The organism is Paenibacillus sp. 1SOY10 (assembly GCF_056836745.1).
This window is the reverse complement of sequence record NZ_JBXENK010000006.1, coordinates 1-13,718: the sequence shown is the minus strand read 5'-3', so window position 1 is coordinate 13,718 and position 13,718 is coordinate 1. Positions and strand designations below refer to the sequence as shown.

At 49.3% G+C, this 13,718-nt stretch carries 14 protein-coding genes; 9 read left to right on the top strand and 5 right to left on the bottom strand.

The annotated features are described in order from the left end of the window. Positions 1 to 71 precede the first annotated feature (71 nt). Positions 72 to 737, bottom strand: a complete 666-nt coding sequence (ytaF, locus tag AC1VOR_RS15315) for a sporulation membrane protein YtaF (RefSeq protein WP_482618935.1) — start codon at positions 735 to 737, stop codon at positions 72 to 74. 130 nt (positions 738 to 867) lie between these two features. Here ytaF and AC1VOR_RS15310 point away from each other — a divergent pair, with 130 nt between their 5' ends. Further along, on the top strand, positions 868 to 1,074 hold the full coding sequence (locus AC1VOR_RS15310) for a twin-arginine translocase TatA/TatE family subunit (RefSeq protein ID WP_018751012.1): 207 nt from the start codon (positions 868 to 870) through the stop codon (positions 1,072 to 1,074). Positions 1,075 to 1,156: 82 nt separating this feature from the next. On the opposite strand, the gene AC1VOR_RS15305 is transcribed toward AC1VOR_RS15310, so the two are convergent. Continuing rightward, complete coding sequence (locus AC1VOR_RS15305) at positions 1,157 to 1,795, bottom strand: nitroreductase family protein (protein WP_482618933.1); 639 nt, start codon at positions 1,793 to 1,795, stop codon at positions 1,157 to 1,159. Positions 1,796 to 1,925: 130 nt separating this feature from the next. Between AC1VOR_RS15305 and AC1VOR_RS15300 the strand changes: the two genes are divergently transcribed. Continuing rightward, positions 1,926 to 2,297 carry a helix-turn-helix domain-containing protein gene (locus AC1VOR_RS15300; RefSeq protein ID WP_482618931.1) on the top strand — a complete coding sequence of 124 codons (372 nt, stop codon included), beginning with the start codon at positions 1,926 to 1,928 and terminating at the stop codon, positions 2,295 to 2,297. Positions 2,298 to 2,353: 56 nt separating this feature from the next. Here AC1VOR_RS15300 and AC1VOR_RS15295 read toward each other — a convergent pair whose 3' ends face one another. After that, entirely contained in the window at positions 2,354 to 3,292 is a 939-nt protein-coding gene (locus AC1VOR_RS15295; protein ID WP_482619194.1) for an MraY family glycosyltransferase, read from the bottom strand. A 185-nt stretch (positions 3,293 to 3,477) separates the two neighbouring features. Here AC1VOR_RS15295 and AC1VOR_RS15290 point away from each other — a divergent pair, with 185 nt between their 5' ends. From AC1VOR_RS15290 to AC1VOR_RS15270, 5 genes are all read left to right on the top strand, one after another. Beyond that, the gene (locus AC1VOR_RS15290) at positions 3,478 to 3,867 is read left to right on the top strand and encodes a DivIVA domain-containing protein (protein WP_059051212.1); all 390 of its coding nucleotides are present in this window, start codon (positions 3,478 to 3,480) and stop codon (positions 3,865 to 3,867) included. A 212-nt stretch (positions 3,868 to 4,079) separates the two neighbouring features. Further along, on the top strand, positions 4,080 to 4,544 hold the full coding sequence (locus tag AC1VOR_RS15285; protein WP_482618929.1) for a Dps family protein: 465 nt from the start codon (positions 4,080 to 4,082) through the stop codon (positions 4,542 to 4,544). A 279-nt stretch (positions 4,545 to 4,823) separates the two neighbouring features. Further along, on the top strand, positions 4,824 to 5,618 hold the full coding sequence (locus AC1VOR_RS15280) for an amino acid ABC transporter substrate-binding protein (protein ID WP_482618927.1): 795 nt from the start codon (positions 4,824 to 4,826) through the stop codon (positions 5,616 to 5,618). 33 nt (positions 5,619 to 5,651) lie between these two features. Then, complete coding sequence (locus AC1VOR_RS15275) at positions 5,652 to 6,323, top strand: amino acid ABC transporter permease (RefSeq protein ID WP_482618925.1); 672 nt, start codon at positions 5,652 to 5,654, stop codon at positions 6,321 to 6,323. 14 nt (positions 6,324 to 6,337) lie between these two features. After that, positions 6,338 to 7,072 (top strand): amino acid ABC transporter ATP-binding protein, encoded by a 735-nt coding sequence (locus AC1VOR_RS15270; RefSeq protein ID WP_482618923.1) that lies wholly within the window; start codon positions 6,338 to 6,340, stop codon positions 7,070 to 7,072. A gap of 57 nt (positions 7,073 to 7,129) precedes the next feature. Here AC1VOR_RS15270 and AC1VOR_RS15265 read toward each other — a convergent pair whose 3' ends face one another. Further along, complete coding sequence (locus tag AC1VOR_RS15265) at positions 7,130 to 8,827, bottom strand: methyl-accepting chemotaxis protein (protein ID WP_482618921.1); 1,698 nt, start codon at positions 8,825 to 8,827, stop codon at positions 7,130 to 7,132. A 151-nt stretch (positions 8,828 to 8,978) separates the two neighbouring features. Further along, positions 8,979 to 10,136 (bottom strand): MGDG synthase family glycosyltransferase, encoded by a 1,158-nt coding sequence (locus AC1VOR_RS15260; RefSeq protein ID WP_482618919.1) that lies wholly within the window; start codon positions 10,134 to 10,136, stop codon positions 8,979 to 8,981. Between the two features lie 282 nt (positions 10,137 to 10,418). On the opposite strand from AC1VOR_RS15260, the gene AC1VOR_RS15255 reads away from it, so the two are divergent. Both AC1VOR_RS15255 and AC1VOR_RS15250 read left to right on the top strand, forming a co-directional pair. Further along, positions 10,419 to 11,006 (top strand): TetR/AcrR family transcriptional regulator, encoded by a 588-nt coding sequence (locus AC1VOR_RS15255; protein WP_482618918.1) that lies wholly within the window; start codon positions 10,419 to 10,421, stop codon positions 11,004 to 11,006. A gap of 46 nt (positions 11,007 to 11,052) precedes the next feature. After that, on the top strand, positions 11,053 to 13,242 hold the full coding sequence (locus AC1VOR_RS15250; RefSeq protein ID WP_482618916.1) for a YhgE/Pip family protein: 2,190 nt from the start codon (positions 11,053 to 11,055) through the stop codon (positions 13,240 to 13,242). The last annotated feature ends 476 nt before the right edge of the window (positions 13,243 to 13,718 follow it).

Genomic DNA, 13,718 nt, shown 5'->3' with positions numbered 1-13,718 from the left:
CTTGATAAGTCTCTTACTTATTATAGCAGGACTCCTTTCCTTGGGAAAGGAGTCCTAATTTTCAAGAGGCTCTATAACATTTGACGGATACCGATGTAGATGAGCAACAATCCAGAGATTACCGTTGCCCGGTTACCCAGCTTCTCTGCGGCAAATCTCTGTCCGAATCCTGCACATAAGGCAAGTAAGAGGTAGCTGAATACCCCAACGGCCAAGGAGGTATATCCAATGCTGAGTCGGGTGATGCCTGCATTGAAGCCCCCAGCCAGTGCATTCATAGCTAACGCAATTCCTAAAATGATAGATTCACCCAGATTCAGTGTCTTGGAGCTGTCTTTATCCGCTTCCTCAGGGTTACGCAACAGCCGGGTAAGCGGATTTGCCTCGTTCTCCGCGGGGATTGTTTTCTTCTCCAGAAAAGGTTGGAGAAGAACCCATACACCTACTCCTACAATCACGATGGTACCCAGCAGTCGGCCCACCCAGGGATGAATCCACCAGGAAATCCAACTGCCGAAGATTCCCGACATCAGAGTGGCCAAAAAAGAAATGATGGCAATGGCCAAATTGGAGTACCATGGAATGTGGATTTTTCGCACCCCATAAGCAAGACCGACACCCGCATTATCCAGGTTGGACGCAAGTCCAATGGCAATGATAGCCCATAGGCTGTAAGCGCTCATGATGTTCGCTCCTTTACGATTACGTGATGACACAGCATATGCCCATACGCCCATTTTGGTTTCTAGAGCAAGCAGGTAGCTCGGGAGGAGCGAGAGAGAAGGGGGAAGAAAATAAGAAAGGGTTTCCATTAAATGAAGAATAGTAGTATAATGACCACAAAGATATGCCCGAGGAGTGATAAATGTGATTGAAAATTTGTTGCGCCCGTCCCATTTGTTACTGGTAGTGATCGCAGCATTGCTACTGTTTGGCCCCAGTAAGCTCCCCGAACTTGGACGCAGCTTAGGCACGATGATGAAGGAATTCAAGAAAGGCATGCGTGGAGAGACAACCGATGAGGAGAAGCCGAAGGAGATTCAGGCGGCTGTGGACACCAACAAACCATCTTAATGAAATACAGACGTAAGTAAACAACCCCCTTGGCATATAGCTATATGCCAAGGGGGTTGTCCATTTTTTCGAGGATGGCGTGTTATCTCCAGAATGTAATTTGTTCACTGTTCAATCGTACCGTTTCATATCCTTCTACCTCAGCCTTCCCAATAGACAGGACCATGACAGGAACATAACGTTCATCATCCAAGTCAAAGGCTTTTACGATTTGATCTTGTTCGAAGCCGGCCATCGGATTAGTATCGTACCCGTGAGCACGAGCTACCAGCATAAGCTGCATGGCGAACAAACTTGCATCAATTTTGGCGACTTCCGTTTTGATCTCCTTAGGTAGTTCAGGGTACATGCTCATAATTTGAGGAACTTGCTTGTCCCGCACATCCTGAGGCATTTTCCCCTGCTGCACGGCGGCATCATAGATTTCTTCCACATTCAAATAACTTTGCGTATCGCCCAAGATGATCAGCATCGCGGAGGAAGTATCATTTTGCAGTGTGTTGAACCGCATCAATGGACGCAGCTTATTTTTACCTTCCGGGGTATGAACCACAATAACGCGCCATGGCTGCATATTAGCAGAGGAGGGAGCTAGGCTTGCCTCAGCTATGATTTCATTTAACTCTTCTTTGGGAATTTTGATGCTCTCATCATATTGGCGCACAGAGCGGCGTCCTTTGATGATATCTGAAAAATCGTTATTTTGAATTTGTTCTAACATGATATCTCTCCTTTGGATGATCCGGACCTTTTTGACATTCTCTATGTCGCCGGATATCATAATCGTATTATGAACTATGAACTTAGGTTTATAGCAAGCACCTTTTTATAACTTAGGGAAAGGAACCATTATGAGAGCTAATCAAGTATCTAAATTAACGGGATTACCTATCTCCACCTTGCGATTTTATGAGCGTAAGAAGTTGATACCCGATCAGTTAGTAACGAGGGACGACAATAATTACCGCGAATATCATGATGAAATCGTGGGTTTCCTTGATGATTTGAAGACTCTTTTGTCAGTGGGATTTACGGTTCAGGAATTGAGCTTGCTTGTCAATGAGAGTGAAGCCGCCTATGAGGAGAAGCATGTCATTGTATCGGATAAAATTAAGCATATACAAGACCTTCAAGTGAAGTTGGAAGCGTCCAAGACATTTCTGGTGAATGTGTTGGAGGGAAAAGCGGGCTTTCAAACAAAATGCGGACCGTTACACAAGTAAAAGGGAATCAAAGGCCCACAAGGTATGCCTTGTGGGCCTTTGATTAGTAAAGCGTGTTATACCTGTAATAAGAGCAGGATGATCGAGGACAGTCCTAAGCAGGTGCTGATCAGATACAGGAACATCACGACCTGTTTCTGATTCAATCCAGCTCGCAGTAGTCGGTAATGGACCTGGCTGGCATCAGCGACGTATGGTGACTTGCCTTGCAGCATCCGCTTGATGACGACAAAGATATTGTCGAAGATCGGCACGCCCAGAGCCAGCACTGGAATAAAGAGGGATAGTACTGTTGCTTGCTTGAAGGCCCCATCCAGGGCAATTACGGCAAGCATAAAGCCCAGGAAGGTAGCCCCGGCATCGCCCATGAACACCTTGGCTGGCGCCTTGTTATATCGTAAGTAAGCCAAGGTAACCCCAATCAGTGCGATAGACAACATAGCTGAATTGGATTGCCCTTTGGTGACAGCGACGACAAATAAAGTCACCGCAGAGATGGCCGATAGGCCTCCTGCCAGGCCGTCTAGCCCGTCAGAGAAATTAATAACGGTAGTCACGCCGAAAATCCAGAGGATTGTCAAAATGAACTGGAGCCAGGCCGGAAGCAAGACGTAATCGCCGCTTAACGGATTGACGAATCCACTAAAGGTAATCCCCGAAGCATAGACGAGAACGGCCGCAGACACTTGAACAACCAGCTTGGGCAGCGCGGGGAAATCCTTCCCCTTGGTCTTGTACCAGTCATCTACCGTACCGATGGCCAGAAGCAGGACGCCACCAGCAAACAGGGCCCCTGTCTCCCAAGAGAAATTACGCGTGAACAAGAGATAGGATACGAAGAAGCCGATGAAAATGGCATAGCTCGCAGTCAGCGGAATAGGCTGGCGATGCAGCTTGCGTTCCACATCCTCGCGGGGCTTGTCTACAAAATCAAGCCGGAAAGCCAGACGCCCCAGCGGGGGAATCAGGAAATAAACAATCAGAAACGATACCATGAAAGTTAATACGTATAAAATTTCGCTCACCACCAAATGTTAGACTCAACTAAAGCATATTATAAAAAGAAATTCGCACATTGTCGAATGCTTGCTTCACAGTGAGTTTGGAATAGGTGAATTTGAGGTCACAAATGTGTTACATTATAAAGGATTAAACGATGAGCAAGTACGGAGGGATTGGAATGCAAGATGAGTATACACGCAAACTGGAGGACCAAAAAAGCCTGTTTCGCCAGCTAGGAGTCAAGCTGGATGCGCTCTCGATCCATGAGAAGGATTTTGATGCGAAAATGAGAGGTTATGATAAGGAAGAAGTTGACCGGTTCCTGGATGACATTATTGTCGATTATGAGCGCTTTTACGATATTATTACCGATTTACTGGATAAATATAAAGAGATACAGCGCCGCCAAGCCTACTGGGAGGAAGAGAAGAAGACACTTGCTGCTGCTCGCAAGCCGCAACTGGATACGGAGCATGCGGTAGACCGTCGTATGGTGGAAGAAGGCATTCGTCAAATGGAGCGTAGTCTGGAGCAATTCAAGCTGCATTTGCGTAGTGAGCAACGCTGATGGCAACAGTCCGAGCCGGGGAATAACGGTTTGGACTTTTTTTATAAGCTCACTAATTCTTCACGGGATGTTCATGGTTGAAAGCTTGCAACCTGTCTAGACAGATGGTATGATGATATCAGGATTTAGATTTAGTCTAAATTTAATAAATCAGCACACCAGATAGACTAACTATCTATTTTAATTTATTTATTGAAACGGAGGAATTACAAATGGCACATCAAACAGCAACTCAAGCGGATCAAGTATTGCAGCAACAACTCAACCTGCAAATTGCGAACTGGACAGTATTATACACCAAGCTGCACAATTTTCATTGGTTCGTCAAAGGCCCTAACTTCTTCACCCTGCATGAGAAATTCGAAGCGTTCTATGATGAAGCGGCAACCTACATCGATGATATTGCTGAACGTTTGTTGACAATCGGGGGGACTCCGGTAGCTACTTTGCGTGAATCCCTGGCTCTGTCCAGCATTGAGGAAGCTAGCGGCAAGGAGTCTGCGGAAGAAATGGTGGCTGCGGTAATTAGCGACTTCGAGAAGCTGGAGCAAGAATTGAAGGATGGCATGGAAGCTGCGGCTAATGCAGAAGATGAAGCAACAGGCGACTTGTTACTGGGCGTTATCTCTTCTCTGGAGAAGCATCGCTGGATGCTGAATGCCTATCTTGGCAAATAAGGATCGGACTAGCGGTCTTTCATGAGTTGATAAACTCATGGTCATACACCATATATTAAAAAGCGGGGCATCTCATAGAGGATGCCCCGCTTTTTTTAAAACTTGCTTCATTGACCATGACATCAGTAGCCTTGTAGTTTCCGCTCTTTGGGCAGGGTCTTTTTGTCATCTAGTAGACTACAAAATATTAAGTTGACTACTCTTATAGGAATATATATAATTAACCACATTGAACGGGTCAAGATGTATTTATAAAGATCTTCAACAGGGGGAACTAAGATGAAGAGAAAATTATTATTTACGATGATTTCGTTGCTGATGGTTGGGTTGATTGCTACCGCTTGCTCCAATTCCGATGCTGCCGGGACAGACGGGAAGAAAGTGCTGAGAGTAGGAGCGACAGGGCAATCTTATCCTAATAGTTATAAAGATGGGGACAAGCTGGTTGGCTTCGATGTAGAGGTTATTGAGAAGGTTGCCGAGAACCTGGGGTACACCGTCGAATGGACCAACTCTGACTTCAGCGGCTTAACTGGACAATTGGAAACAGGGAAAATCGATACGATAGCCAACGTAGTAGCGGTGACAGAAGAACGTAAGGCCAAATACGATTTTACGACACCGTATTCCTACGCCGGGGTGACGATCGTTACCCATAAAGACAATACAGATATTAACACATTGGACGATCTTAAGGGTAAAACAGTAGCGGGCGTCTTCGGTTCACAAAATGTGAAGAATCTGGAGAAGTTTGATACGAATAGCGAAATTAAGGTCCGGACTTATGAAAATCGCGATGGGGCGCAAAATGATGTGCTGAACAAGCGGGTCGAGGGCTACGTAAACTCCAAGTCCTCATTGCTGGCGGAAATTCAGAAGCAAAGCCTGCCGCTCAAGTTCGTTGGCGAACCCTTCCATTATGAAGATGTGGCCTTCCCGTTCATGAAGAAGGATGAGAATGCTGCATTGATTGAACAAATTAACGGAGAGCTTCAGAAATTGCGTGACGCCGGAACACTTAAGCAGATTTCCGAGAAGTATTTCGGTGAAGACATTACGGTAAAACCGGAGTAATAGCCCGGTGAAGGGGAAGCAGGTGATTTTAATATGAATTTTGATCCTTCTTATATCCTTGTAGCTATGGCGGGTGCCATAAAATACATTCCCATAGCGCTATTTATGGCCGTTTTGGCTATGTTGATCTCTGTGGTGGTCGGACTTGTGCTGGCATTCATGCGGAACAGCTCCAGCCGGGGGCTGCGGTCGACGGCCAGTCTGTACATTTCATTTTTCCGCTCCATTCCGATGCTGGTGCAATTATTCTTGCTCTATTATGGTCTGCCGCAGCTATTTCCTTTCTTTACGAAAATGGATGCGGTCACCGCAGCAATTATCGGCCTGGGTATCAAGCAGGCGGCCTTCCTGGCAGAAATCTTCCGTGCAGCCCTGCTGTCGGTCGATAAAGGGCAGATGGAAGCTTGCTTGACCGGAGGCATGACCAAGGTACAGGCGTATCGGCGTATTATCCTGCCTCAGGCGGCGCGTAATGCTCTGCCGGGTACGGGCAACACCTTTATCTCGTTGCTGAAAGAAACCTCGCTGGCGTTCACGCTGGGCGTCGTCGAGATCTTTGCCGAAGCGAAGATGCAGGCCGCCGAATCGGCCCGTTTCTTTGAAGCTTACTTGGCGGTGGCCCTGATCTACTGGGTAATGATTATCGTCTATAGTTATTTACAACAATTGCTGGAAAAATATTTGGATCGCCCATACCGGACGTAAAGGTTGGATGGTAAATGATAAGAGTTAAGAACTTGACCAAGAGCTTTAACGGGCTGGAGGTCCTGAAGGGCATTGACCTGGAGATCAAGGATGGTGAGGTGCTCTCGATTATTGGCCCTTCGGGGTCAGGCAAATCGACACTGATCCGTTGCTTGAACTTCCTGGAGAGACCCGATAGCGGGATTATAGAGGTTGGCAAGGCCAAGCTGGATGTGGAAAGCTGTAATCGCAAAGAGATTCAGACCCTGCGTTCGCAAACGGCGATGGTCTTTCAGAATTATAACTTGTATAAGAACAAAACAGCGCTGCAAAACGTGACCGAATCCTTAATCGTTGTCAAACAAATGGCAAAAAAGGAAGCGGACGAGCTTGGCATGGAGCTACTCAGACAGGTAGGGCTGGAGACCAAGAAGGATAACTATCCTGCTACCCTGTCGGGTGGGCAGCAGCAGCGCGTCAGTATTGCCCGGGCGCTGGCCCTTCGACCTCATGCTATTCTGTTCGATGAGCCAACATCGTCGCTGGACCCCGAACTGGTAGCCGAGGTGCTTCAGGTCATCAAGTCTATCGCCGAGATGGACACCACGATGATCATTGTTACGCATGAGATGGGCTTTGCCCGCGAGGTGTCTGATCAGATTGTATTCGTGGAAGGCGGGCACATCGTAGAGCAGGGACCACCAGACTTATTCTTTAATTATCCGCAGAAGGAACGTACCCAGCAGTTTATCAAGAACTTTCAGAAATAACAAAAGGTGTGCCATGGGCACACCTTTTGTTGCATACAATCGATCTCTTACGTTAAATCAAACCACCTTGAAGCGCTCAATTAATTCATGCAGCTTCTCGGCCAAGCTGGACAACAAGTTGGCCGAAGCATCCACCTCTTGAATCGAGGCGAGTTGTTCCTGCGAGGAAGCGGACATGTTCTGTGCGCTGTTAACTGTCTCGTTGGCAAAGCGCACGATTTCATCAATTGAAGCAACCAACTTGTCCGAGCCTTCCGCCAGTAGATTTACGCTTTCACTTACATCCGTGATCGCTTGAGCCGTGGACTGCGCGGCTTCCTCAATTTGCCCGAAGGAATCGCCCGCCCGTTGTACCAGTTCGGAGCCGCGCTTCACTTCGTGGACCGTCTCGTCCATCGCGATGCCGGCCAGCTCCATGCGCTGAACGATCAGCGCTACCAGTTCGGCAATCTGCCCAGCCGAGGCGGTAGAGCGCTCCGCCAGCTTGCGTACAGAGGAGGCGACGACGGCAAAGCCGCTTCCGTATTCCCCGGCACGAGCCGCTTCAATCGAAGCATTCAGGGCCAGCAGATTGGTCTCGGCGGCAATCTCGGTCATGATATCGAGGATGCTCTGCACCTCTTTGGAGTGGCTGCTTAACTCTTCAATGGTACTGGACAGATCCACGATCTTGGCTTCCATCGTAGCCATCTGCTGCATGCTCGAATGAATGGCCAACGCCCCTTGGTCCGAAGCGGAGGAGGCTTGCTGCGCTGATCCGGAGACATTCACCGCGTGCTGGGCAATGTGACCGATGCGGCTCGACATCTCGTGCAGGGCCATCGACCCGGACTCCAGATTTTGCAATTGCAGCTCGGCACCTTGGGCCAACGCTTGCGAGATATTAACGCTATGCTCACTGGCGGTTCCCGTCTGCTCGGCGCTGGCAGAGAGTTGTTCTGAGGACGAAGCGACTTGCATGGAAGTATCGTTCACCTCGGTAATCAACTCACGCAGGCTGGAGATCATCGCTGCGAAGCTGCGGGTCAGACGCCCAACCTCATCCTCACTGTTGACGAGAAGTGGCTGTACAGTCAGGTCTCCCTGAGCGACCTGTTCCACTTGCTTGGACAATTTCTCCAGTGGGCGAATCATCCGGTGGATGAAGAAGTATACAAACAGAACGGCCAATACGAATACGATGGCTCCAATCATAAATGGCAGCAGCAGAATGTCCCGCGTTCTGTCGCTAATAATAGAAGCATCAAAATTGATGACCATCAAGCCAACGATTTCTTGCTTCGGATCGTGATTCTTGTAGATCGGCCCATAGCCGCTAAGCAGCTTGGCTCCGTCATACTCATACACCTTCGTATACACGGAATGCTTCATCGAAGCAATCATCTCACGATCTTCATCGCTGAAGTGGAAGGTATCCCCGGCTTGGTAGCCGCGGGCTTTCACATGCTCGTCGGCGGCCAGAATCGTACCGTCCAGCGACATCAGAAAGGACTCCTTGAACAGCGGCTTGTGCGCCACCGTCCAGTTCAACCGGGTCTCCAAATCCTCAAGTCCGGAGGTGTCTCCTTGAACGAGGCGCTCGATATCGCCAGAATCAAATAATCCAGTGGTGATGTTGGCGCATCCTACCGTTTCAACCCCTGCGGACTCTTCTACCTGACGGTAGGTAATCTTATAACTGAACAAACCGATCAATGAACCGACCAGGACCAGCAGTCCAATCAGCGCATAGGCAATTTTTTGTGCAAAGCTCATGTTACCTCTCCCATCTTGACCTCAAGGATAATCACTGTCTATGTAATAAGGCCTAAGACAAATTATATCTAGAAGAGGTGGGGAAAGGGTGTAACTTACCGCACTGGCAGGGCCTTTAAATGATAAATGGGTGAGAAAAAGAACCCTGTGCTTAACATAAAACGCGGAGAGTAGGGGACGGCGTGCTTGCAGCTAATGGGTGCAGTAATCCAGCGACCGTGTCGGCGCAGGAATCAGGGCGATAACCCGCCCGCATCGTCGTCACCTTCTTGCTCCGCGCGGCTCCGGTCCGTTCAAGAAGCGCTCTGAACCACTCATCCAGAACGGAGGGCGCAGTTAACTCCGCCCCGAAGCCATGTTTTAGGAAGAATTCACGATTCTTCTCCTCCTGTCCAGGGATGGACTCGAAGAAGAGCATCGGAATCCCCTTGGCCATGCCTTCGGTGCAGGTCATTCCGCCTGGCTTGGTAATCAGCACGTTAGAGGCGTCCATCCACTTGCTGATCTCTCGCGTAAATCCGATGACCTTAACATTGGGGTGCTGGAACTTGGGATCGGAACGTAGCTTGGCCGCAAGCTTCTCATTGCTCCCAACGCAGCACACGATTTGCACCTTGTCGCTCCAGGCCGTCAGCCTGCCGAGTAAGTCATCCTCGACCGGTAGTCCCCAGCCCCCTCCCATAACAAGAACGGTGGGCATGTCTTTAAGCCCCAGTTCCGCCCGGGCGGAGGTAGGACTCTGTCTTCCCCAGAAGTCGGGATGCACGGGAATGCCCGTGCTGCGAATCTTCGCAGGTTCCACACCACGTTCAATAAGTAAAGCTCTGACCTCGGGGGCAGAGACCAGAAAATAATCGGTGCCGGGGCTAATCCAGGAGCCGTGAGCATCGTAATCGGTAATCAAGGTACAGAGCGGCACATTCAGGCGCTTTGTTGCTTTCAGATGGGCCACAATAGCATTGGGAATCGGATGAGTGCACACGATCAGATCGGGATCAAGCTGCTGGATCACTTGTAACGTATGCTGATAGAACACCTTATGTAAGGCTAGCCGGGTAAGCCCTCCCATGGGCTTCTCATATTTTTTATAGTAGAACTTGCCCACCAGCGCCGGACTGGTATTCACCGTCATCCGATAAGCCGCCAGAATCAGAGGAGCGACCTTGGGATTCAGAAACGACCCCAGTTCCATCACCTTCGTGCGAATTTGTGGGTTCTTCCGTTTGAGCCCTGCTGCCAGTGCATATCCGGCTTGCGTGTGTCCACTACCAAATCCCTCGGATAAAATTAGCACTCTTCTCTTCCGCATGTTCATCACCTGCCCCCATACTTGTTCCGTATTTGTTCTCTGTTATTAAGTGTATTGCGTTTCTATGTCAATATACAGAGTCTTTGGACTGGTCTGCCTGCTGGACTTAGGTCGGGGAACTCAAGCTGGACAAGGGATTGAAAAATTTTCGTGAAAATTGTTGAAAATAACTTGATATTCATTTGCGGAGAGAGTAAAGTAATGAATGACCAAATGACCGAAAATGATTTTTAGTCATTTTATGGCCTGAACCAAAATCTATCAAGCAAGGAGGTGTCTGGGATGGCAACGGTAGATCGCCGGCAACTTGTAGTTGAAGCGGCGGAGAAATCATTTGCGCTGTTCGGCTATAAGGCAACGACGATGGACCATGTGGCCAAGATTGCGAATGTGGCCAAAGGAACGATTTATACCTTCTTTACCAATAAGGAGGAGCTGTTCGATGAGATTCTTCGTTCCGTCATCATGGACATGAGGCAAGTAATCGAGCAGGAATTCAATTCAAGCAAGCCATTTGCTGCGAATTTGCATCATAGTATGGATGTGCTGCTTGGCTTTCGCAGGGAGCATGAGCTATTGATTAAGCTGTCGCAGGAGGTTCACGATTTTGGGACTCCGAAGGCACGCGAGGGTCTCCAGCAAATTGAACTTGCCATTTTAGAATACTTGGAGCGCAAGATTGCTAAATTTATAGAGCTTGGAGAAATTCGTCCCTTCGATCCCAAGCTGCTTGCCTTTGTCGTATTTAAGCTGTATATCGGGTTAACGTCAGATTGGAATCATATTCATGAGCCGCTCAGTGAGGCGCAAATCAAGGAGTTCACCCGAGACTTCCTGGAAGGTGGCCTGTCTCCAGCGGCACAACATTAAATATTGACTCAATATAGAAAGAAGAGCCATCAAGGAGAGAGAAAGCATGAAATCATTATCGGTATTTCTCAAGGATATGGGAGCCACGCTGCGAAGACCGAAGGTCTTTATTCCCATTCTTGTCGTGTTGTTTATTCCCGTACTGTATAGCGGCCTGTTCCTGACGGCCTTCTGGGACCCGTACGGCAAGATGAATGAATTGCCTGTTGCGGTTGTCAATGAGGACCGGGGAGCAACCTATGAAGATAAGGAATTGAAGGTAGGAGCAGACCTTGTTGAAGAGCTACGCAAGAGTGAAGATTTTGCCTGGAACTTTGTGACGCGTGAACAAGCGGAGCAAGGGATGAAGAACAACGATTACTATATGACCATTGTCATTCCGGATAACTTCTCGGCCCAAGCGACAACGCTGATGGATGACACCCCCGCTCCAGCGCAATTGATATTTGAGCCTAACGAGGGTTATAACTTCCTCGCCGCTCAAATTGGGGGGACGGCGGTCAAGGAGATCAAGACCAAGGTTTCCGCTAAAGTCACGGAGGCTTATACGGAAACATTGTTTGATCAAGTAGAGAACATCTCCGGAGGATTGAGTGATGCCGGAGAGGGGGCAAGCGCCTTGAACGAAGGGGCCGTCAAGCTGGATGATGGCGCAGACCAGTTGAAGGCCAATCTGGCGAAGCTGGTTGACGGGACCACCAAGCTTCAGAATGGCGTGACCCCCTTGGCCCAAGGGAGCGAGTCGTTATATGGCGGGATCAATGAGGTTAACAAGGGTGCTGCTACCCTGGCCGGAGGACTGAGCCAGCTTGATACGGCAAGCCAGCAGCTTCGTAGCGGAGCACAGGATGCCCAGCAAGGCAGCCAGCAACTGCAAGCGGGATTGCAAGCCTCGCTGGAAGGCGCGAAGAAGCTCCAGGCAGGTCTTGAAGCCTCAGAGCAAGGCAGCAGCAGCCTGAAGACAGGCTTAACCTCATCCGTGCAAGGCAGCGCCAAAGTGGTGGAAGGTGCGAACGCGGTGGCCCAAGGGCTGGAGCAGCTAGCTCAAGCGAATCCAGAGCTGGCTAGCAACGCTTCGGTGCAGCAATTGTTAGCGGCCAGCAAGGCAGTAGCCCAAGGGGCAGATGCCTTGCATCAAGGCAATCAGCAATTGCTGCAAGGCAGCGACAGCTTGCATAGTGCGCAGCAGCAACTGGTGCAAGGTGGCAGCGAGCTTGCCGCAGCCCAGGAGCAACTGCTGCAAGGAGCGACCGCGCTTGAAGCCGGGCAAGCGAAGCTCTCCGGCGGACTGGAGCAATTCGGCGCGAAGCTGTCAGAAGCGGCGACCGGTGGCCAGAAGCTGGCTTCGGGTACCGGGCAGCTTAGTGCAGGTGCCGAGCAATTGCTGGGCGGCGTCAAGCAATTGTTCAGCGGTGTAGGCACCTTGAGCGATGGCTCCAAGCAGTTGAACGCCGGAGCTGGCGAGTTGAAGGACGGTATGGACCAATTGACTGAGGGAACCGGGGAATTGGCTGGTAAGCTGACGGATGCGGCGGAGCAGACGTCCAGTGTCCAGAAGACAGACGCTCTGGTCAGCATGTATGCCGAGCCCGTCAGCATTGATGAGCATAAGCTGAATGAAGTGCCTAACTACGGCACAGGCTTTGCTCCTTATTTCCTCTCGCTTGGCCTGTTCGTGGGTGCATTAATCTCTACGCTGGTCATTCCCGTCCGTGGCTCTTCCGTAACGGAAGCAAGCGGCTGGAACCGCTTTGTCAGCCGCACGTTGGCCTTCACGGGGATGAGCCTGTTCCAGTCACTGCTTGCCGTCGTCATGGTATTATACGGCTTGGGACTGGAAGTGCAGAGTGTGCCGCTCTTCTACCTGTTTAGCTTCGTCACCAGCTTGAGTTATATGTTCATTATTCAGGCCTTGGTGACCTGGCTGGAGAATCCGGGCCGCTTCCTGGCCATTCTGATTCTGATCTTCCAGCTCACCACCAGTGCAGGAACGTTCCCACTGGAACTGATTCCTAACTGGATGAAGGTGTTCAATCCGCTGTTACCTATGACCTACAGCGTCAAAGGCTACAAAGCCGTGGTGTCCACCGGTGAAACGATCGTGGTCTGGGACAATATCGGCATTCTGCTCGGGTTTGCAGTTGTCTTCCTGGCGCTGACACTAGTCTACTTTATACGCCATGAAAGTAGCCGGGATGTGAGTCCCGAAGCAAGCTTGAGCGTACAAGCGCATTAAGTATCATAGAGGGCACTGAATAGCAAACAATACATCAGCAATCCATATAAATATCCGAATAACGAAGAACCTTCTTGCTCGCTTTATCAGCGGCCTGTCCCCTTGGTGAGCGAGAAGGTTTTTTGCTTGTATTTTAGGCTAACTCATTTGGCCTACATTCGCTTTAGCTTGTTTCTAGCTCGTTCCTAACTTACTAACTAGTCCTTACCTCGTTCCTACCTCTTTCCTAAATTACTAACTTTTCCTTAACTCGTTCCAGACTTGTTTCTAAGTTGTCCTTAACTTGTCCTCAGCTTATTCTTAGCTCGTTGTAACTCCACCATTACCTCGATTTGCGCTTAATTTGTTCATTATAGGGAATTTCTCATGCTAATTTTTAAAATTGGCCTCAAAAACGTAAATTAGATGGAAAATCTCCATATAAAATCACTAATATCACTGAATTCACGATGAAACGACCCTATTATAGGGATATT

What these genes read in the sequence shown, in the direction of transcription:
- AC1VOR_RS15290 (WP_059051212.1), top strand. Translation starts at nt 3,478, where the DNA reads ATGCAAGATGAGTATACACGCAAACTGGAGGACCAAAAAAGCCTGTTT.
- AC1VOR_RS15285 (WP_482618929.1), top strand. Translation starts at nt 4,080, where the DNA reads ATGGCACATCAAACAGCAACTCAAGCGGATCAAGTATTGCAGCAACAA.
- AC1VOR_RS15250 (WP_482618916.1), top strand. Translation starts at nt 11,053, where the DNA reads ATGAAATCATTATCGGTATTTCTCAAGGATATGGGAGCCACGCTGCGA.
- AC1VOR_RS15280 (WP_482618927.1), top strand. Translation starts at nt 4,824, where the DNA reads ATGAAGAGAAAATTATTATTTACGATGATTTCGTTGCTGATGGTTGGG.
- AC1VOR_RS15275 (WP_482618925.1), top strand. Translation starts at nt 5,652, where the DNA reads ATGAATTTTGATCCTTCTTATATCCTTGTAGCTATGGCGGGTGCCATA.
- ytaF (WP_482618935.1), bottom strand. Translation starts at nt 737, where the DNA reads ATGGGCGTATGGGCATATGCTGTGTCATCACGTAATCGTAAAGGAGCG.
- AC1VOR_RS15305 (WP_482618933.1), bottom strand. Translation starts at nt 1,795, where the DNA reads ATGTTAGAACAAATTCAAAATAACGATTTTTCAGATATCATCAAAGGA.
- AC1VOR_RS15295 (WP_482619194.1), bottom strand. Translation starts at nt 3,292, where the DNA reads ATGGTATCGTTTCTGATTGTTTATTTCCTGATTCCCCCGCTGGGGCGT.
- AC1VOR_RS15260 (WP_482618919.1), bottom strand. Translation starts at nt 10,136, where the DNA reads ATGCGGAAGAGAAGAGTGCTAATTTTATCCGAGGGATTTGGTAGTGGA.
- AC1VOR_RS15270 (WP_482618923.1), top strand. Translation starts at nt 6,338, where the DNA reads ATGATAAGAGTTAAGAACTTGACCAAGAGCTTTAACGGGCTGGAGGTC.
- AC1VOR_RS15255 (WP_482618918.1), top strand. Translation starts at nt 10,419, where the DNA reads ATGGCAACGGTAGATCGCCGGCAACTTGTAGTTGAAGCGGCGGAGAAA.
- AC1VOR_RS15265 (WP_482618921.1), bottom strand. Translation starts at nt 8,827, where the DNA reads ATGAGCTTTGCACAAAAAATTGCCTATGCGCTGATTGGACTGCTGGTC.
- AC1VOR_RS15300 (WP_482618931.1), top strand. Translation starts at nt 1,926, where the DNA reads ATGAGAGCTAATCAAGTATCTAAATTAACGGGATTACCTATCTCCACC.